Source organism: Shinella sp. BE166 (genome assembly GCF_051201095.1).
Lineage (GTDB): Bacteria > Pseudomonadota > Alphaproteobacteria > Rhizobiales > Rhizobiaceae > Shinella > Shinella lacus.
The window spans coordinates 156,336-175,744 of record NZ_JBPEHL010000007.1 but is presented as its reverse complement, the minus strand read 5'-3'; the positions used below and the strand labels follow the sequence as shown (position 1 = coordinate 175,744).

Annotated in this window: 18 protein-coding genes and 1 tRNA gene; 11 read left to right on the top strand and 8 right to left on the bottom strand. The window is 65.6% G+C overall.

Features of this window, described 5'->3' with window-relative positions; genetic code table 11:
* Window positions 1–11: 11 nt before the first annotated feature.
* On the bottom strand, window positions 12–689 hold the full coding sequence (locus tag J2Y63_RS19005; protein WP_435267381.1) for an ArsR/SmtB family transcription factor: 678 nt from the start codon (window positions 687–689) through the stop codon (window positions 12–14).
* 131 nt (window positions 690–820) lie between these two features.
* Here J2Y63_RS19005 and J2Y63_RS19000 point away from each other — a divergent pair, with 131 nt between their 5' ends.
* Together J2Y63_RS19000 and J2Y63_RS18995 are read left to right on the top strand one after the other, a co-directional pair.
* Complete coding sequence (locus J2Y63_RS19000; protein WP_435267380.1) at window positions 821–1,150, top strand: NIPSNAP family protein; 330 nt, start codon at window positions 821–823, stop codon at window positions 1,148–1,150.
* The gene (locus J2Y63_RS18995; protein ID WP_435267379.1) at window positions 1,147–1,485 is read left to right on the top strand and encodes an antibiotic biosynthesis monooxygenase family protein; all 339 of its coding nucleotides are present in this window, start codon (window positions 1,147–1,149) and stop codon (window positions 1,483–1,485) included. Before J2Y63_RS19000 ends, J2Y63_RS18995 begins: the two co-directional genes overlap by 4 nt.
* Window positions 1,486–1,607: 122 nt before the next feature.
* Here the strand turns inward: J2Y63_RS18995 and J2Y63_RS18990 are convergent, their stop codons facing one another.
* On the bottom strand, window positions 1,608–3,284 hold the full coding sequence (locus J2Y63_RS18990; RefSeq protein ID WP_435267378.1) for a vWA domain-containing protein: 1,677 nt from the start codon (window positions 3,282–3,284) through the stop codon (window positions 1,608–1,610).
* Window positions 3,285–3,518: 234 nt separating this feature from the next.
* Here J2Y63_RS18990 and J2Y63_RS18985 point away from each other — a divergent pair, with 234 nt between their 5' ends.
* The gene (locus J2Y63_RS18985) at window positions 3,519–4,649 is read left to right on the top strand and encodes a site-specific DNA-methyltransferase (RefSeq protein WP_435267377.1); all 1,131 of its coding nucleotides are present in this window, start codon (window positions 3,519–3,521) and stop codon (window positions 4,647–4,649) included.
* 331 nt (window positions 4,650–4,980) lie between these two features.
* On the opposite strand, the gene J2Y63_RS18980 is transcribed toward J2Y63_RS18985, so the two are convergent.
* Together J2Y63_RS18980 and mutY are read right to left on the bottom strand one after the other, a co-directional pair.
* On the bottom strand, window positions 4,981–5,598 hold the full coding sequence (locus J2Y63_RS18980; protein WP_435267376.1) for an HAD family hydrolase: 618 nt from the start codon (window positions 5,596–5,598) through the stop codon (window positions 4,981–4,983).
* A 79-nt stretch (window positions 5,599–5,677) separates the two neighbouring features.
* Window positions 5,678–6,775, bottom strand: coding sequence for an A/G-specific adenine glycosylase (mutY, locus tag J2Y63_RS18975; protein ID WP_435267375.1), 1,098 nt, complete (start codon window positions 6,773–6,775; stop codon window positions 5,678–5,680).
* Window positions 6,776–6,882: 107 nt separating this feature from the next.
* On the opposite strand from mutY, the gene J2Y63_RS18970 reads away from it, so the two are divergent.
* From J2Y63_RS18970 to ppdK, 5 genes are all read left to right on the top strand, one after another.
* Window positions 6,883–7,437 (top strand): DUF721 domain-containing protein, encoded by a 555-nt coding sequence (locus J2Y63_RS18970; protein ID WP_256118646.1) that lies wholly within the window; start codon window positions 6,883–6,885, stop codon window positions 7,435–7,437.
* Between the two features lie 271 nt (window positions 7,438–7,708).
* Entirely contained in the window at window positions 7,709–8,566 is an 858-nt protein-coding gene (locus tag J2Y63_RS18965; protein ID WP_435267374.1) for a DsbA family protein, read from the top strand.
* 258 nt (window positions 8,567–8,824) lie between these two features.
* Window positions 8,825–12,289: a chromosome segregation protein SMC gene (gene smc / locus J2Y63_RS18960; RefSeq protein ID WP_435267373.1), complete on the top strand. Its 3,465-nt coding sequence runs from the start codon at window positions 8,825–8,827 to the stop codon at window positions 12,287–12,289.
* An 85-nt stretch (window positions 12,290–12,374) separates the two neighbouring features.
* Window positions 12,375–12,521 (top strand): hypothetical protein, encoded by a 147-nt coding sequence (locus tag J2Y63_RS18955; RefSeq protein WP_256118651.1) that lies wholly within the window; start codon window positions 12,375–12,377, stop codon window positions 12,519–12,521.
* A 181-nt stretch (window positions 12,522–12,702) separates the two neighbouring features.
* Window positions 12,703–15,372, top strand: a complete 2,670-nt coding sequence (gene ppdK, locus J2Y63_RS18950; RefSeq protein WP_435267372.1) for a pyruvate, phosphate dikinase — start codon at window positions 12,703–12,705, stop codon at window positions 15,370–15,372.
* A gap of 3 nt (window positions 15,373–15,375) precedes the next feature.
* Here the strand turns inward: ppdK and J2Y63_RS18945 are convergent, their stop codons facing one another.
* Window positions 15,376–15,633, bottom strand: coding sequence for a hypothetical protein (locus tag J2Y63_RS18945; protein WP_435267371.1), 258 nt, complete (start codon window positions 15,631–15,633; stop codon window positions 15,376–15,378).
* Between the two features lie 121 nt (window positions 15,634–15,754).
* The gene (locus tag J2Y63_RS18940; RefSeq protein WP_435267370.1) at window positions 15,755–16,138 is read right to left on the bottom strand and encodes a hypothetical protein; all 384 of its coding nucleotides are present in this window, start codon (window positions 16,136–16,138) and stop codon (window positions 15,755–15,757) included.
* Between the two features lie 186 nt (window positions 16,139–16,324).
* On the opposite strand from J2Y63_RS18940, the gene J2Y63_RS18935 reads away from it, so the two are divergent.
* Entirely contained in the window at window positions 16,325–17,230 is a 906-nt protein-coding gene (locus tag J2Y63_RS18935) for a DUF1499 domain-containing protein (RefSeq protein WP_435267495.1), read from the top strand.
* Here J2Y63_RS18935 and J2Y63_RS18930 read toward each other — a convergent pair whose 3' ends face one another.
* Together J2Y63_RS18930 and J2Y63_RS18925 are read right to left on the bottom strand one after the other, a co-directional pair.
* Entirely contained in the window at window positions 17,231–18,178 is a 948-nt protein-coding gene (locus J2Y63_RS18930) for an MBL fold metallo-hydrolase (protein WP_435267369.1), read from the bottom strand. It abuts the gene before it with no gap.
* Between the two features lie 5 nt (window positions 18,179–18,183).
* Complete coding sequence (locus J2Y63_RS18925) at window positions 18,184–18,480, bottom strand: cupin (protein ID WP_435267368.1); 297 nt, start codon at window positions 18,478–18,480, stop codon at window positions 18,184–18,186.
* 219 nt (window positions 18,481–18,699) lie between these two features.
* On the opposite strand from J2Y63_RS18925, the gene J2Y63_RS18920 reads away from it, so the two are divergent.
* Both J2Y63_RS18920 and J2Y63_RS18915 read left to right on the top strand, forming a co-directional pair.
* Window positions 18,700–18,774 (top strand) — tRNA-Gln (locus J2Y63_RS18920).
* Between the two features lie 165 nt (window positions 18,775–18,939).
* Window positions 18,940–19,383: a DUF3597 domain-containing protein gene (locus J2Y63_RS18915; protein ID WP_256118658.1), complete on the top strand. Its 444-nt coding sequence runs from the start codon at window positions 18,940–18,942 to the stop codon at window positions 19,381–19,383.
* Window positions 19,384–19,409 lie beyond the last annotated feature (26 nt).

Genomic DNA, 19,409 nt, shown 5'->3' with positions numbered 1-19,409 from the left:
GCGCGCCGGCCTCACGGAAACAGCGCCATGAATCGCCGCTCGCCCTCGGCGGTGAAGCGGATGGCGCGGCTGTCCTTCTCGCGCTTGGCCCAGCCATCGGCTATGAAGCGGGCGAGCAGCGCCTCGCCGAGCGAACCCGCCAGGTGCGAGCGCCGCTCGCTCCAGTCGAGGCAGGTGCGGCAGACCGGGCGGCGCTGGGCTTTCAACGCGGCAAGGTCGATGCCGATGGCGGCGATGCGGGTCTCGCCCGATGGCGTCAGCGCGGCATCGTCGCCGTCGAGCGTCACGTCGCCGTCACCCACCAGCCGGTCAAGCATGCGCACGCCGAAATCGCCGGCGAGATGGTTGTAGCAGACGCGGGCCTTGCGCAGCGCCGGGTCCTTCGGGCCGGGCCGGGTGCGCATATGGCCGCGGTTTGCGGCAAAACCCATGATGTTTTCGAGCAGCAGGCCCACCGCGTCGTCGGCAAGCGCGAAATAGCGGTGCCGGCCCTGCTTGCGCTGCGCGATCAGCCCGCCCGCCTCCAGCTTGGAAAGGTGTGAGCTGGCGGTCTGCAGGGTGATGCCGGCGACGCCCGCAAGCTCGGTCGCCGTCAATGCCTGCCCGCCCATCAGCGCGGTCAGCATGTTGGCGCGGGCGGGGTCGCCGATCAGCGCGCCGATCTGGGAAATGTCCGGTCCTTCTTTCATACTTCGATGATAGCCGAAGCATTCACGTCCGGCAATGTGGGAAAAGGGGTCATCGCAAACAGAAGCGATACCAGCAAAATGTGCGTACGCGGTTTTGCGTCCGGGATTGCGCCAAACAAGGAGAAATCACGATGATCACCTGCTTCATCCGCTACGAGATCGATCCCTTCAAGAAAGACGCCTTCGCCACCTATGCCCGAAACTGGGGCCAGGCGATCCCGCGCTGCGGCGCAGACCTGATCGGCTATTTCGGCCCGCACGAAGGCTCCGCCACCACCGCCTACGGCGTCTACAACATCGAAAATCTCGCCGCCTATGAGGCCTACCGCGCGAGGCTCGCCGCCGATCCGCTCGGCCGGGAAAATTACGACTTCTCCCGCAACGAGCGCTTCATCCTGAAGGAGGACCGCATCTTCCTGAAAAACGTCTCGCTGCCGCACGCACCGAAGGTGACGCCATGATCGCCGTCATCTTCGAGGTGGTTCCCGCCCCCGGCCGCATCGATCTCTACCTCGATACCGCACGGGACCTGCGCCCGCTGCTCGACGGCTTCCTCTCCATCGAGCGCTTCCGCAGCCTCACCGACCCGACGCGGCTGCTGTCACTCTCCTTCTGGCGCGACGAGGCGGCGGTGAAGGCCTGGCGCAACACCGAGGAACACCGCGCCGCCCAGGCCATGGGCCGCGACGGCGTGCTCGACGCCTACCGGCTGCGCATTGCGAGCGTGGTGCGGGACTATGGCCTCAACGACCGGGATGAGGCGCCGGAGGACAGCCGGGCGTTTCATGCGGCGTGACGTGAGGGCGGCCCACTCACGGTAGGCCATTCCAGTTCGTTTATGGGACTCTCAACCTTTTCATCCGTCATCCTCGGGCTTGACCCGAGGATGACGGATGAGAGTGGGGCGTCTGTTTTAGCCTACTCCACCGTCACTTCCGACCGCTCGCCGGCCTTGATCGTCGTCTTGGCTTCCTTCGGCGCCAGGTCGCCCTCGTATTTCACCCGCACGACGTAATCGCCGGGCGGCAGCGTGTCCTGCACCTCGGCGCCGTAATTGGTGGAGATGGACTTCTGGTTGCCCTGGATGTCCTTCTTGGCGCTGACGATTTCGATGCTGTAGGCACCGGGGGCGGTGACGGCCAATACGCCGGCATTGATGTTGACGATGACCTCGCTCATCTCGCCCGCCTTCAGGGTAAAGGGGATTTCGCCCGTCGCCGAGCCGAGTTTTGCCGTCAGCACATGGTCTCCGGGGGGAACGTCGATCTTGGTGCCGGTGCCGTAGCTGTTGGCGATGGCCTTGCGCGTACCGTCGATGGCTTTCTTCGCCTCGACCACTTCGAAGAATATGTTGCCCGAATCCACCTCCGGCCCGCCTTCCGCATAGATCGCCTTGTTGAGCACTATGCCCGAGCCGATGACGAGGTCGCGCTCGATCGTCTCGCCGGCCTTGATCGCCACGGTCTCCGTCACTTTGGCCGGGCCGATGGAGCCGTTGAGCGTCACGTCGCCGGCCGAAGCGTAGAACTTCGCGGTGCCGTAATAGGTGGTGGAATAGTCGCCGAAGGCGATTTCGATGGCGGCGTTGGAATCGGCTTCCGCGTCCTGCGGCGTGCGCTTCGGCTTGATCGTCAACAGGCCCGCATCGAAATTGATGAAGGGTTTTGCGACCTCGCCATCCTTCACCTCGAAGGCCACCTGCCGCTTGATCGAGCTTTGCAGCGTCGCGACCGCCACATATTTGCCCGGCGGGTAGTTGCCGGAATATTTGCCCTTGTACTGGCTCTCGATGTAGTCGCCTTCCGGCGCGCCATTCGCGTCCGCCTTGTAGATCGTCCAGAAGACGTCGTTGTTGTCGCCGAGCGACGGCCCGCCTTCGGAAAGCACGCTGTCGAGCTCGGTGTTGAACTCGATCGCCGGCACCGGTTCGGGCTCCGGCTCGGCGACCGCCACGTCCTGCGTCGGCTTCGACATGGGCGCATCCGCCACCGTCTCCGTCAGCGCCGCGACGAGCTGGGTGGCATCGGAAGCCTGGAAATATTTGCCGCCGGTGTTTTCCGCGAGGCACGCGACCTGCTTGCCTTCCTCTTCCGTCAGGCCGAAGCCGACGACATGGGTGGTGAAATCGACGCCCTTGCTTTCGAGCGCCGAGGCGAGCGCGCAGGGGTCCGCCTCGCAGGTCTCCAGCCCGTCCGTCACCAGCACGACCGTAGCCTTGTCCTCGGTATATTTGAGGATATCGGCCGCCTGCTCGACGGAATGCGAAATCGGCGTCTTGCCCTTCGGATTGAGCCCGGCGACGAAGGCATTGATCGCGTCCTCGGTGCCCGCACCCGGCGGCACGGCGAGTTCGATATCGCTGCACGAACCCTTCTCGCGGTGGCCATAGACCATCAGGCCGAGCTCGGTGCCGACAGGCACGGATTTCAGAACGGTGCCGAGCGTCTCCCGGGCAATATCGATCTTGGCGCGCCCGCCGATCTGCCCCCACATCGAGCCGGAGGCATCGAGCACGATCATCGTCTTGTCGGCGGCAATCGTCTCGGTGGCGGCAAGAAGCCCCGCCAGAAGCATGAAGACGGCTCTCAATCGCACGTTTGTCCTCCTCGACCCTTAAGTAAAACCCGCCCGCCCACGCCGGCAGGGCTCGGCGATGTTGCGTTAGTGACGTGCGGGAAGGGAGGTCTATTCGGTGTGGCTTGAATTCTGCCGGCAATCCCACCGCGAAACGAGTTTCGCTTTTTCTTCAGTCCTTTCAGCCTTTGGTAACCATCTTCGGTAACCATAAGGGACAGTTCAGTTCCGAGTAAGCGTATCAGCGAGTATAAAATGCCATCTGTTCTTTCGCTTGCAGACGTCTCCCGTTCGCCCCGCAGGAGTGCGTGGCTCGACACGATCATCAAGGGGGACTGCGTCGCAGCGCTCGAGGCGCTTCCGGACCAGTCGGTCGACGTCATCTTCGCCGATCCGCCGTATAACCTCCAGCTCGGCGGCACGCTGCATCGGCCGGACCAGTCGCTGGTCGACGCGGTCGATGACGAGTGGGACCAGTTTGCCTCCTTCGAAGCCTACGATGCCTTCACCCGCGCCTGGCTGCTGGCCTGCCGCCGCGTGCTGAAGCCCGCCGGCACAATCTGGGTCATCGGCTCCTACCACAACATCTTTCGCGTCGGCGCGACCTTGCAGGACCTCAATTTCTGGATCCTCAACGACATCGTCTGGCGCAAGACCAATCCGATGCCGAACTTCAAGGGCCGTCGCTTCCAGAACGCGCATGAGACGATGATCTGGGCGACGCGCGATTCCAAGGCCAAGGGCTATACCTTCAACTACGATGCCATGAAGGCCGCCAATGACGACGTGCAGATGCGCTCCGACTGGCTGTTCCCGATCTGCAACGGCGGCGAACGCCTGAAGGATGCCGACGGCAAGAAGGTGCATCCGACCCAGAAGCCGGAAGCGCTGCTCGCCCGCATCCTGATGGCCTCCTCCAAGCCCGGCGACGTCATCCTCGACCCGTTCTTCGGCTCCGGCACGACGGGCGCGGTGGCAAAGCGCCTTGGTCGCCATTTCGTCGGCATCGAGCGCGAACAGGCCTATATCGACGCCGCCCGCGAACGCATCGACGCGGTCGAACCGCTCGGTTCCGGCACGCTTTCCGTGATGAGCGGCAAGAAGGCCGAACCGCGCGTCGCCTTCAACACGCTGATCGAAAGCGGCCTGATCGCGCCGGGCACGGTGCTGACGGATGCCCGCCGCCGCCACAGCGCCATCGTACGCGCCGACGGCACGCTCGCCTCGGGCAGCGATGCCGGCTCCATCCACCGGGTGGGTGCCAAGGTGCAGGGGCTCGACGCCTGCAACGGCTGGACCTTCTGGCACTATGCCGACGGCGCCGAACTGAAGCCGATCGATGCGCTGCGCGCCGTGGTGCGCAGCGGCATGGCCGGCCTCGAATAGACAATACCCGAACCAAAAAAGTGGTTCTCCAGCTGCGGCCTCCGGTGTTCCCTGCACCGGGGGCTGTGGCTTTTGAAGGCGCCGCGCGCCGCAAAAACCCAAACTTTCCACTTGAGGCATTCAGTTGATCTTAACCATCAGGCGCTTAGGGTAGTTTGGCAAATACATCAGGCCAAGCAACGGAAATCGTTGTGGAAAGCTGAGATCGATCAACCGGTCAGGCAGGCAGGATATCGCTTTTCCGGTTTTAGTACCTTCAGTCCCGGAAATGCGAAAACGCCCGGAGCCGCAAGGCTCCGGGCGTTTCGGTTTCCAAGGGATCAGGCATTGCTCAGAGCAGGATGCCGTGCGCGGCAAGGTCGCTCTTCAGCTTTTCCGGATCGGTGAACTGCACGGCGTGCCAGCCGGCGGCGCGGGCACCCACCACGTTCGGCCCGCTGTCGTCGATGAACAGCGTGTGGGCGGGCGACAGGTCGAAATCCTTCGTGTGCTTCTCGTAGATCGCGAGGTCCGGCTTGATGAGGCCGATCTCGCCGGAAACGGTCACGCCGCGCGGCATATCGAGGAAGGGGAAGAGCTTGCGCGCTTCCTTGAAGGTATCGGCGGCGAAATTGGTGAGCATGGTCACGTCGCGGCCTTCAGCGATGAGGGCCTCCATGATCGCGACACTCTCCACATAGGCATGCGAAACCATCTCGTGCCAATATTTGCGGAAGGCGCGGATCTCGTCGATGCGGCCGGGATGTTCGGCGATCAGCAGGGCTTCGGCCTCCGCCCAGTCGCGCCCGCGGTCCTGCTCCAGGTTCCAGTCATGCGTGCAGACATTGGCGAAGAACCAGTTGCGTTCGGCATCGTCGGGAATGAGGCGGGTGAAGGGAATATGGGGATCGTAATGGATCAGCACCCGGCCGATGTCGAAAACGATGTGTCGGATTTCGATGCTGCTCATGTTTTCCTCGTGTGTATAGGCGAGTAGCGAATGGGGAGTAGTTGCCAGAAGGACGTTCGCGAGCACTTGTTCCTCTTCGCTACTCCCTATTCGCTACTCGCTCGAAAGCGTCCGGTATCGCTTGTTTTATTGCCTTCTTCATGACGGTCGGCAGCGCCTCGCCGTCAAGCGTCTCCTTCGGCTGCCACCACCCTTCGCCGGCCCGTACCGCGCCGGATACCATGGAACGGTAGATGGAGAGGCGCAACTCGAAATGCGTGAAGACATGGGTGACGGTGCCGCAGGCCTGCCAGTCGGCCGGGAAGGGGGCCGCGGCAGGGCCGGTCTCGCCGTCGATGCGGGCGGTCCAGGCACTGCCCGGCACCTCCGTCATGCCGCCGAGCAGGCCGCTGTCGATGCGCTTGCGCAGGAAGACCGCGCCGGTCTGGTCCTCGGCGATGAACGCCGCGCCGACGCGCACCGGCTTCTCCTTCTTGGCGGCCTTGCGCGGAAAAAGCTCCGGGTCCTCGCGGCCGAGCACGCTACAATGCGCATTGACGGGACAGAGCGCGCAGGCCGGCCGGCGCGGCGTGCAGATTGTCGCGCCGAGGTCCATCATCGCCTGGGCGAAGTCCCCCGGCCGATGTTCGGGCGTCATCGCCGCCACCAGCGACCGCATCTCGGGTTTAGCCGCGGGAAGCGGCGTCTCGATGGCATGCAGGCGCGAGATGACGCGTTCGACATTGCCGTCGAGCACGGCGCTTTTGCGGTTGAAGGCGATGGCGGCGATGGCGGCGGCGGTATAGTCGCCGATGCCCGGCAGCGTCTTCAGCCCGTCCTCGCTATCGGGAAACACGCCGCCATGGTCGAAGGCGACTGCCTCGGCGCATTTCTTGAGATTGCGGGCGCGCGCATAATAACCGAGCCCTGCCCAGGACTTCATGACGTCCTCGTTGTCGGCCTTGGCGAGATCGGTCACCGTCGGCCAGCGGGTGGTGAAGAGCGCGAAATAGGATTTCACCGCCTGCACCGTCGTCTGCTGCAGCATGACCTCGGAAAGCCAGATCCTGTACGGGTCCGGCGTCACGCCGCGCGCGGCCATCGGCGGGCTCACGCGCCAGGGCAGGTCGCGGTGGTGCCGGTCGTACCAGTCGAGAATGAGGTCGGCGGGCGCCGCGGTCCGGTGGGCCTGGGTCATGATTTGCCTGAACGGGGTCGGAGCGCCTATAACTGGCGGAGCAGCCGGCGATCTTCAAGGTGCTTCGCCGGCAAGACAGGAATATTTTCCCGATCGGGGTGAGACACGTGAACACCAGCAAGGCGCCCTGGCGCGGCCCGCAGAGCGGCTACAAGAGCGGCCAGCGGCGCGGCATCGTCCAGATCAGCGAAGTGGCGAATGCGCTCATCGATCCCGTGCTCGCCAAGCGCGCCGGCCTCAACACGATGCTGCTCGGCTCCTGGGACGAGATCGCCGGCGCGCAATTTGCCGATTGCACGCGGCCGGAGCGCATCACCTGGCCGCGCCGCGCCTCCGAGATGACGGGCGAGGGCGGCGGCCACCAGCCGGGCGTTTTGACGATTGCCTGCGAAGGCGCGCGCGCGCTCTTCCTCAGCCACCAGCAGGGCGAGATCATTCAGCGCATCAACGGCTTCTTCGGCTTTCCGGCGATCAGCCAGGTGCGCATCGTGCAGAAACCGGTGACGCCGCTGTCGCGTGGTCGCCCGAAGCCGCGCCCCTTGACGGGGGAGGCGGCCCGCCATCTCGACGACCTCGTCGACGGCATTGAGGGTGACGCGTTGAAGGCGGCGCTGAAGCGGCTCGGCACGGCGGTGCTCGGCGGCCGCGCGAAGACGCGCTAAAGCGCAATCCGACCGGAGTGAAACGAGGATCGATAAGATTGCGCTTCAAAAAAAGGATAGAGCGCCGATCTGATCCAGTCAGATCGAACTGCGCTCGAAAGCGTCGCGTAAGACCATCGAACGGTCACAATTCTTTGAAGTTACTTGCCTTAACTCCGCTTGTTCCCGCCCCAAAGCAGGTATAACGGGAGTGCCGAGAGCAATTCCGGTTTCCGACCGCCATTGCGTCGATGGACCAAAGAATTCCATATCCCTTCCGACAGGAGAGACCATGTCCCTTTCCGAAATGAGCCTGATAAAGCGCCTCTTCTCCGGCGTCGCCGTTGCAGCGCTCGCCGTGACGCTCGTCGCGTGCAGCGACGAGAAGAAGGAGACCGCAAAGGCTCCCGAAACCAGCCAGACGACGACCGAGGAAAGCGCAAGCTCGACACCGGCCACGTCCACCGGCACGACGACGGAAACCGCGACGACCCCGACCACCACGACAACGACCACCACCGAGACTGCGCAGACCCCTGCCACCGAGACCAAGAAGGCGGAAGTTCCATCCGCCGAAGGCGACGTGGACATGGCGGAAGTGCTGAAGGCCGGCGCGCTGCCGGAAATGGCGCTCGGCGAGGCCAATGCCCCCGTCACCATCGTCGAATACATGTCGACGACCTGCCCGCACTGCGCGGCCTTCCACAACAACACCTTCGACGCGATCAAGGTGAAGTATGTCGACAGCGGCAAGGTTCGTTTCATCGTGCGCGAATTCCCGTTCGATCCGCGCGCTGCCGCAGCCTTCATGCTGGCGCGCTGCAAGCCGGCGACGCCCGCCGAACTGACGGACGCCTCGCAGTATTTCCCGATGATCTCCATGCTGATGAAACAGCAGGAAACCTGGGCTGCGGCGCAGGATGGCCGCGAAGCGCTGCTCCAGATGTCGAAACTCGCCGGTTTTACACAGGAGAGCTTCCAGGCCTGCTTGACGAACCAGAAGCTTCTGGATGATGTGAACTCGGTACGCGAGCGCGGTGCCAAGGAATTCGGCGTCGCGGCGACACCGACCTTCCTCATCAATGGCAAGCGTTATTCCGGAGACATGTCGGTTGACTCCATGTCGGCCCTCATCGACAGCATGCTCTGATCCTTCGGCCGGATTTCAAGCGGGCGACGGCGGAAGCCGCTCGCCCGCTTTTTATTGGATGGTAGCGGGTGTCGCTTACCCCCCTCTGGCCTGCCGGCCATCTCCCCCTCAAGGGGGGAGATTGGATGGGGTGACGCTTTGCCCATCGCAGGCAGCCCAGTTTGGGCAGGGTGGTTTCCTCTTGCCGATCTCCCCCCTTGAGGGGGAGATGCCCGGCAGGGCAGAGGGGGGTGGCCACGGCCACTTCGCGTGCGCCGCATGAGGTTCACAAAACTCCGCCTGCTCGGCTTCAAGTCCTTCGTCGAACCCACCGAATTCATCATCGAACGCGGCCTTACCGGCGTCGTCGGGCCGAATGGTTGCGGCAAGTCGAACCTTGTCGAGGCGCTGCGCTGGGTGATGGGGGAGAATTCCTACAAGAACATGCGCGCGTCCGGCATGGACGACGTCATCTTCTCCGGCTCCGGACATCGCCCCGCACGCAACACCGCCGAAGTCGGCCTCTATCTCGACAATGCCGACCGCACCGCGCCTGCCGCCTTCAACGACCAGGACGAGATCCAGGTCACCCGCCGCATCGAGCGCGAAAACGGTTCGATCTACCGCATCAACGGCAAGGAAGCGCGCGCCAAGGATGTGCAGCTGCTCTTCGCCGACGCCTCCACCGGCGCCCGCTCGCCCTCGATGGTCGGCCAGGGCCGCATCGGCGAGCTGATCCAGGCCAAACCGCAGGCGCGCCGCCAGCTTCTCGAAGAGGCGGCCGGCATTTCCGGCCTGCATTCGCGCCGCCACGAGGCGGAACTGCGCCTGCGCGCCGCCGAAACCAATCTCGAACGGCTCGATGACGTGACCTCGCAGCTCGAAAGCCAGATCGAGAGTCTCAAGCGCCAGTCGCGCCAGGCGAACCGTTTCAAGGCGCTCTCCGCCGATATCCGCCGCCACGAGGCGATGCTGCTGCACATTCGCTGGGTGCAGGCGAAGGAAGCGGAAGGCGAGGCGGAAAGCCAGCTCAACCAGGCGACCTCGCTCGTCGCCGAACGCGCCAATGCGCAGATGCAGGCGGCCAAGGAACAGGCGGTCGCCAGCCTGAAGCTGCCGGAACTGCGCGAGAACGAAGCGAAACTCGCCGCCGTGCTGCAACGCCTGCAGATCGCCCGCGCGCAGCTCGAAGAGGACTCTGCCCGGCTGCTCCGCCGCCGCGACGAACTTACCCGCCGCCTCGCGCAGCTCGCGGAGGATATCGTGCGCGAGGAGCGCATGGTGGCCGACAATGCCGCCGTGCTGGAGCGGCTGGTCGCGGAGGAGGAGGAGATCGGCGAGATCCTCGCCGAGGCCGACGAGCGCGCCGAGGCCGCCCGCGAAACCATGGACGAGGCGGCCGCGAAACTTACGGAAAGCGAAGCGGCACTTGCAGCCGTCACGGCGGAACGCGCGGAAGCGTCCGCCATGCGCAACCAGCTCGAGAAGGCGATCCGCGACCTGTCCGAGCGCCATCTGCGGCTCGGCCAGCAGCTCGAAGCGCAGGCCCGCGAGCTTGAGGAGATGGACGCCCGCATTGCGGCGCTTCCCGATCCGGAAGAGCGCCGCGCCGACGTTCAGGCCGCCGAGGAGGCGCTGGAGGCGGCCGGCGAAATGCTCGCCGCCGTGGAAGAGGCGCTGGAAGAGGCGCGTTTTGCCGAAGCCGCGCTCCGCGCGCCCGTCGACGTGGCGCGCGCCCGCCTTGCCGGTATCGAGACGGAAGCCCGCACCATCCGCCGCATGCTGGAGGCCGGAGCCGGCGACGGCTCCTTCGCGCCCGTTGTCGAGGATGTGCATGTCGACCGCGGCTATGAGACCGCGCTCGGTGCAGCCCTCGGCGACGATCTCGAATCGCCGACGGACGTTTCGGCGCCCGCCCATTGGCGGCTGTCGGGCAATACCTCGGACGATCCGCATCTGCCGAGCGGCGTCACCGCGCTGACCGCACACGTCCGTGCGCCAAAAGTGCTGCACCGGCGGCTTGCCCAGATCGGCGTCGTCGCAAGCGTCGACGAGGCGCTGTCCCTCCTTCCGCACCTGCGCACCGGCCAGCGGCTCGTCACCCGCGAGGGTGCGGTCTTCCGCTGGGACGGCCATGTGACCGGCGCCGATGCGCCAAGTGCCGCCGCCCTGCGTCTCGAACAAAAGAACCGCCTCGCCGAACTCGAAGCCGAACTGGAAGACGCCCGCGCATCCCTTGCCGATGCGCAATCCGATCTCACCCGCGCCGGTGAAACCATCCGCGCGGAAACGCAGCGCCAGCAGGCGGCGCGAGAGGCGCAGCGCAATGCCGGCCGCATGCTCGCCGAGGCGCGTGACGCGCTGGAGGCCGCCGAGCGCGCCGCCGGTGATCTCATCCGCCGCCGCGCCGTGCTCTCCGAAACGAGGGCGCAGATCGAGGCGCAGGCGGAAGAGGCCGCGGAATTCCTGGAAGACACCCGCGGCGCGCTGGAAGACGCGCCCGACCTCGGCGATCTGGAATTGCGCCTGCGCACCCACACGATGGACGTCGCGACCGACCGCGCCGCACTCGCCGAAGCCCGCGCCGCCCATGACGGCCTCGCCCGCGAAATGGCCGACCGCCGCCGCCGCCTGATGGCGATCTCCGCCGAGCGCGAGACGTGGAAAAGCCGCGCCGCCAATGCGGAAAACCACATCGCGACGCTGCGCGACCGCGAGGCGGAGGCGCGCGACGAGATGGAGAGCCTCGCCGAGGCGCCGGATGAAATCGAGGAAAAGCGCCGCGAACTCCTGACCGGCCTCACCAATGCCGAAGCCGCCCGCCGCGAGGCCGCCGATGCCCTCCAGGAGGCGGAAAACCGCCAGCGCGAGGCCGACCGCGTCGCCGTCACCGCGCTCTCGCAGCTCGCCGAATCGCGCGAAACCCGCGGCCGCGCGGAAGAACGCCTCGTCTCGGCCCGCGAGCGCCGTGTCGAGGGCGAGGCGCGCATCCGCGAGGCGCTGTCCTGCGCGCCGCATGAAGCCTTCAAGCTCACCGGCCATCCGTCCGGCTCGCCGCTGCCGGACCCGCGCGAGCGCGAGCGGGAGCTCGACCGCCTGCGGATCGAGCGCGAACGGCTCGGCGCGGTCAACCTGCGCGCCGAGGAAGAGCAGAAGGAACTGACGGACAAGCTCGACGCTCTCGTCGCCGAGCGCGAGGATATCATCGAGGCGATCCGCAAGCTGCGCTCCGCCATCCAGAGCCTCAACCGCGAAGGCCGCGAGCGCCTGCTTGCCGCCTTCGACGTGGTCAACGTGCAGTTCCAGCGCCTCTTCACCCACCTCTTCGGTGGCGGCACGGCCGAGCTGCAACTGATCGAGAGCGACGACCCGCTCGACGCCGGCCTCGAAATCCTCGCCCGCCCGCCCGGCAAGAAGCCGCAGACCATGACGCTGCTCTCCGGCGGCGAGCAGGCGCTGACGGCGATGGCGCTGATCTTCGCCGTCTTCCTGACAAACCCGGCGCCGATCTGCGTGCTGGACGAGGTGGACGCGCCGCTCGACGACCACAATGTGGAACGCTACTGCAACCTGATGGACGAGATGGCGGCCTCCACCGAGACCCGCTTCATCATCATCACCCACAACCCCATCACCATGGCCCGCATGAACCGCCTCTTCGGCGTCACCATGGCCGAACAGGGCGTCTCGCAACTGGTCTCCGTCGACTTGCAGACGGCCGAGCAGCTGCGCGAAGCCTCCTGACTGCATTCAGGAACAAACGCTGCCCCCGTGCGTTTATGAGAGCCTGCGAACATTCGCGGGCGATCTGTGAAATCGGGGACCAAACGTGAATAGAAACGCACTTTACATGATCATCGGCGCCCTCATCGTCGTGGTGGCCGGCTTTTCCTACTATGCCTATCAGGAAGAGAAGAAGCCGGACGGCGTGGAGATAAAGCTCGACGACCAGGGGCTTTCCATCGAAGGAAACTGAGCCTTCGGATCGCACCGATCGCAAGCCGTGTTCCCGCCAGGGGCACGGCTTTTATATTTGATCCTTATAATTTTGCATCGCGGTCGCAATTTTGATGCAATGCAGCAAAAAACTCATCACGCCGCGTTTTCAAGGACATGCTGTTCATGTAGATTGTCAAAACGCATTTGGGGAGGCGTCGATGGAGAAGTGGGTCTATACCTTTGGGGGAGGCCGCGCCGAAGGCAGCGCGAGCGATCGCAATCTGCTCGGCGGCAAGGGCGCGAACCTTGCCGAAATGTGCAATCTCGGCCTGCCGGTGCCGCCCGGGCTCACCATCGTTACCTCCGCCTGCAACCACTATTACGACAGCGGCCGCATGCTGCCGCCGGAGCTGAAGGATCAGGTCCGCGCCGGGCTTCGCCAGATGGAGGCCATCACCGGCCGCGCCTTCGGCGATACGGCAAAGCCGCTGCTTCTCTCCGTGCGCTCCGGCGCGCGCGCCTCCATGCCCGGCATGATGGATACGGTGCTCAATCTCGGCCTCAACGACAGCACGGTGCAGGCGCTCGGCCACGATGCCGGCGACGCGCGCTTCGCCTGGGACAGCTACCGCCGCTTCATCCAGATGTATGGCGATGTCGTCATGGGCCTCGACCACGAGGTCTTCGAGGAAATCCTGGAAGACGAGAAGGGCCGCCTCGGCCACGAGCAGGATACCGAGCTTTCCGCGGTCGAGTGGCAGCACGTCATCGGCCGCTACAAGGACATCATTCGCGAAGAACTAGGCGAGGAATTTCCGCAGGACCCGGAAGTCCAGCTCTGGGGCGCCATCGGCGCGGTCTTTGCGAGCTGGATGAATGCCCGCGCGGTCACCTACCGCCACCTGCACAACATCCCCGCCATCTGGGGCACCGCCGTCAACGTCCAGGCCATGGTCTTCGGCAATCTCGGCAATTCGTCGGCCACCGGCGTCGCCTTCACGCGCAATCCCTCGACGGGCGAAAACAAGCTCTATGGCGAGTTCCTTGTCAACGCGCAGGGCGAGGATGTCGTCGCCGGCATCCGCACGCCGCAGAACATCACGGAAGAGGCGCGCATCGCGTCCGGCTCCGACCGGCCATCGCTGGAAAAGCTGATGCCGGAGGCCTTTGCCGAGTTCCGCGCCATCTGCGACCGGCTGGAGCGGCACTACCGCGACATGCAGGACCTCGAATTCACCATCGAGCGCGGCACGCTCTGGATGCTCCAGACCCGGTCCGGCAAGCGCACCGCCAAGGCGGCGCTGAAGATCGCCGTCGACATGGCGACGGAAGGGCTGATCAGCGAGGGCGAGGCCGTCGCGCGGATCGATCCCGCCTCGCTCGACCAGCTCCTGCACCCGACGATCGATCCGCGCGCGCGCCGCGATGTCATCGGCTCGGGGCTTCCGGCCTCGCCGGGTGCCGCGACCGGCGCCATCGTCTTCACTTCCGAGGATGCCGTTCAGGCGGAGGAGGAGGGCCGCAAGGTCATCCTCGTGCGCATCGAGACGAGCCCGGAAGACATCCACGGCATGCACGCGGCCGAAGGCATCCTGACCACCCGCGGCGGCATGACGAGCCATGCGGCCGTCGTCGCGCGCGGCATGGGCACGCCCTGCGTCTCCGGCGCGGGCACGCTGCGCGTCGATCTGCGCAACGAACTGCTGATCGCCCAGGGCCTGACGCTCACCAAGGGCGACATCATCACCATCGACGGCTCCTCCGGCCAGGTGCTGAAGGGCGAGATCCCCATGCTCCAGCCGGAACTCTCCGGCGATTTCGGCCAGATCATGGAATGGGCCGACCGCACGCGCCGCATGAAGGTGCGCACCAATGCCGAGACGCCGGCGGATGCCCGCGCGGCGCGTTCCTTCGGCGCCGAGGGCATCGGCCTTTGCCGCACCGAGCACATGTTCTTCGAGGGCAGCCGCATCAATGTGATGCGCGAGATGATCCTGGCGGAGGACGAGGCCGGCCGCCGCGCATCGCTCGCAAAGCTCCTGCCCATGCAGCGCTCGGACTTCGTGGAACTGTTCGAGATCATGCACGGCCTGCCGGTGACGATCCGCCTGCTCGACCCGCCGCTGCACGAATTCCTGCCGAAGAGCGACGAGGAGATCGCCGAGGTGGCGGCCGCACTCGCCATCGACGAGGCCGTGCTGCGCCGCCGCGTCGATACGCTGCATGAGTTCAACCCGATGCTCGGCCATCGCGGCTGCCGGCTGGCGATTTCCTATCCCGAGATCGCCGAAATGCAGGCCCGCGCCATCTTCGAGGCGGCGGCGGAAGCCGCGCGCACCACGGGGGCCGCCGTCGTACCGGAAATCATGGTGCCGCTCGTAGGCCTCAAGGCGGAGCTCGATTACGTCAAGGCCCGCATCGAGGAGGTCGCCAAGGCGGTGATCACCGAGACCGGCATGACCATCGACTATCTCGTCGGCACGATGATCGAGCTGCCGCGGGCTGCGTTGCGTGCCCATGTCATCGCCGAATCGGCCGAGTTCTTCTCCTTCGGCACCAACGACCTGACGCAGACGACCTTCGGCATCTCGCGCGATGACGCGTCGGCCTTCCTGTCGACCTATATCCAGAAGGGCATCGTCGAGCAGGACCCGTTCGTGCAGCTCGATTTCGATGGCGTGGGGGAACTGATCCGCATCGCCGCCGAGCGTGGCCGGCGCACCCGCAACGACCTGAAGCTCGGCATCTGCGGCGAACATGGCGGCGATCCGGCCTCGATCCACTTCTGCGAGGAAGCGGGCCTCGACTACGTCTCCTGCTCGCCCTTCCGCGTGCCGATCGCAAGGCTCGCGGCGGCGCAGGCGGCGTTCAATGGCAGCAAGAGCTGAGGATCAGTGGCGCCGTCCACGCACGTAGATGTAGGTCGGCCGATCCCACAGCGGCGATTCCATGCGCGCGGCGCGAAAATCCGCGCGACGGTCTAAGTCGATGCGCTGGAGGCATTCGGCGAAGGCGTCCGTGCCCATGCGGAACCCGTAGGAGCGGCACCTGTTTTCGTCGTTCGCGCGCACTTCGGCTGCCGTCTGGCAGCCGGCGAGGACGAGTGCGGTGGCGGCGAGGGCGGCGAGGCGAATGAGCATCTTGGACATGCGGGCTCCGGCGATCTGTAACGCGCCATGGATAGAGCAATTCCAGCAAAAGTGCGAAGCGGTTTTGCGTCCGGAATTGCGCAGAAGCAAAAAAGGCCCGTCGGCGCGCGCTCGCAAGACCTCAGATGCGCTCCAGCACGTCGACGAAGGCATCCGCAAAACGCTTCAGGTCCTTGGTCTTCTCGTCGGGGTTCTCCACCCGGATGGCCGCACCTTCCGCATCGAGCAGCGCGAAAACCACGGCAAGCGCGCCGTCGTCACCCTGCGGCACGCGCAGTGCGGCGATGCGCCGGCAATCTTCCGCAAGCCCGGAAGCGGGAAGGTCGAACAGGAAATCCCCGCCCACCTGATCGGCGGCGGCGCGCACCGCGCCCGCAAAACCCGCCTCGTCGCCGGAAAAACCGTCGAGCGAAAGTTCGAGTTCCAGAAGCTCCAGGGGGAGGGCGGGTTCGCCAGCGGTGGTGGCAATCGCCGTGTCGGCAGCCGTCTGCATCGGCAACATCATCTTGCTCCTTCTCAACCCCCGTGTGTGAAAAGTCGTTAACGAGCGTGGCGAATTTGCGGCACGCAAGGATTTTCCGCGGCCGCGCCGCAAAACCCCCGGTCAAGATGCCGCACCAAGCCGATGGAAAAATCCGCGACACTGCGCTAGGGAGAGGGAACGGCAGGCGCATCCGGTGAGGCCATGGCAATCACGATCCAGTACGAACGGCCCGTTTCGCATGCGGCGCACTGGGCGCGGCGCATGGCGCTGTTTTCCTGCCTGCTGTTCATCGCCGCCGTGCTGTCGCACCGCTTCGGCCCGCTGACCACGCCGCATTTCCTGGTGCTGGCGGGTTTTGCCGCGGTGATGGCGGGGCTCGCCGTGCTGCTGGCGGCCGTGGGCCTGGCGCGCCTCTGGCATGTGGGCGCGCGCGGCGGCAAGGCGGCCCTGACGGCGCTGCTCTTCTCGCTCCTGCCGCTCGGCGTGGCCGGCGCCAGCGCCTACGCCTATTTCTACAAGCCGGCGCTCTACGATGTGACGACGGATACCGCCGCCGCCCCGCCCTGGCTTTCCGAACCCTCTGCCGAGCAGGACTGGCTGCCGCGCGTCGGTATCGTGACGGCCCGCGACCGTGCGGTGCAGCTCGAAGCCTATCCCGGCCTTTCCGGCCGGCGCTACGACGGCGCACTCGACCGCGTCTATCAGGGCGTGCGCAAGGTGGCGACTGCCTACGGCATCACCATCACCGCCGAGAACGGGCTCGACAATATCCTCGCCGACCTCGAAGACCTCGTCGTCGACCCCAACAAAGCCTCTGCGAGCGAGGAGCCGCTCGGCGACGTGCCGATCCCCGAAGCCCGCCCGCTGGAAACGCCGGTGATCCCGCGCATCGGCGGCCCCGGCGACGTGCTGTTGCAGGGCGAATGGCGCTCGCCGCTCTTCGGCTTCCGCTTCGATGTGGTCATCCGGCTGCGCGAAGAGGCGGAGACGACGCTGGTCGACATGCGCGCCGCCTCGCGCTACGGCCCGCACGATCTCGGCATCGGCGCCGAGCTGGTGGAGGGTTACCTGAAGGCGCTCGACGCCGAACTGCTCGGCATCGCGGGGGATTGATCAGAGGCCGGGCGCGGGGAAGTAGAGCCCCTTTAGCGCGGGCGGCCCTTCGGTCACCACCTCGCCGCGCCCCACAAGATCCTCCAGATGCGCCAGCACCGAAAGGGCGGCGGCGCCATGCAGGCGCGGGTCCGTCTCGCGGTAGATCACCTTCACCATGTCGGCAATCAGCCGGTCGCCGGCGCGCACCCGCTCGCGCACCGCCCGCTCGCGCATGCGTCGATGGGTCCGAAGCCCGCGCAGGAACGAGGCCGGCTCGGTGACCGGCCCGCCATGGCCGGGGAAGTACAGGCGGTCGTCGCGCTGAAGCAGCCGGTCGAGCGAGGCCATGTAGTCCGCCATGGCGCCATCCGGCGGTGCCACGATGGTCGTCGCCCAAGCCATGACGTGGTCGGCGGAAAAGACGATGCCCTCCGGCCCGTCGAGCGCGAAGGCCGCGTGGTTGGCCGTGTGGCCGGGCGTGTGCAGCGCCGTCAGCGCCCAGCCGTCGCCCTCCAAGGTCTCGCCGTCGCCGAGCGCGATATCCGGCACGAAATCCATGTCCGAGCTTTCGGAGAAGGGGTTGACCTCGCCGGCATGCAGCGGTCGCGACGCCCGGTGCGGCCCCTCCGCCACGACGATCGCGCCCGTCTCCGCCTTGAGACGGCGGGTCAGCGGCGAGTGGTCGCGGTGGGTGTGGCTGACGGCGATATGCGTCACCTCGCGTCCGGCAAGCGCCTTCATCAGCGCCTGGAAATGCGCCTCGTCCTCCGGGCCGGGGTCGATCACCGCCACCGAACGGTCGCCGACGATGTAGCTGTTCGTGCCGTGGAAGGTGAAGGGACCGGGATTGTTGACGGTGATGCGCTGCACGCGCCGCGCCACCGGCACCGCCTCGCCATGCGCCGGCTTGAACTCCAGGTCGAAATGCGGGGCTTCCTGGCTGTCGTCTTGTGTGGAATTGGACACGGCTGTCACTTGTATTCGATTTCGATAAAGCTCATCGGCTTGTCGCCGCCATTGACGACATTGTGCGCCACCCCCGCCTCGCGCCGGTAGACCGCGCCCGCCTTGCTGTGCACCCGCCGCTCGCCGGTCTCCTCCTCGATGAGAAAATCGCAATCCGTCATCGGCACGATGACATACCCGAGCCCGTGCACATGATGGCCGGTATCGGCGCCCGGCTCGAAATCCCAGCGCGTGACCCGCACCACCGCATCATCGAGAAGAACGGTCGGCATCGCCGGCGGGCGGGCGCGAAACTGGGACATGGCGGCTCCTCGTGAGAATCGGCGCGGCTGGTGCGCCCGGTCAAATGGGCAAGCCGCCGCCGGAAGGACGGTCGAATGCCCGGACCCTATCCCCGCCACGCCCGCCTGCCAAGGCTGAAGCCCGCGCAATTCGAGAGCCGCGCACGGAGAATAATCAGTCCAAGCGGAAGTTAAGCATTGTCCACGCCTCCCGCCTTTGCTATCAGGCTCCCGCCATGTTGGGGCGTCGCCAAGCGGTAAGGCACCGGTTTTTGGTACCGGCATTCCCAGGTTCGAATCCTGGCGCCCCAGCCACGGCCCTTTTCCATAACAAATACAAGCGGTTTTTAAACGCCGGCGAAAGCCAGGTTTTGCTTGCGCTTATCTGTGCCATGGCCTTCATTGAAATGAAGAGGAACGCCTCTATTTTCCGTCTCGCCGAGTCAGAGCCGGTAGAGATCAACAGGGAGTCAGTCACACATGGGTATCTTCAGTTCCATCAAGGAAAAGCTCTTCGGCAAGGCAGAGGAAGAAAAGCCGGTAGAAACGATCACGGCCGACGCCGTAAAGCCGGCGACGGCGGATGTTTCCGCGACGCCGACGATCAGCAACGAGGCGGTCGTGGCGACCACCGAAAGCCAGCCGGTTGCGGCCACGCCGAGCCAGCCGGTCGACGTCGCGGCGATCCTCGATGCAGCCGTTGCCAAGAATGGCCAGAAGCTCGACTGGCGCCGTTCCATCGTGGACTTGATGAAGGCCCTCGGCATGGATGCCAGCCTCCAGGAGCGCAAGGAACTCGCCGACGAACTCGGCTTCACCGGCGACAAGAACGACTCCGCCAGCATGAACATCTGGCTGCACAAGGCCCTGCTGAAAGCCCTCGCCGACAACGGCGGCAAGGTCCCGGCCGACCTGCTGGATTGATTGAACGAAGAAGCCCGCCGGAGAGG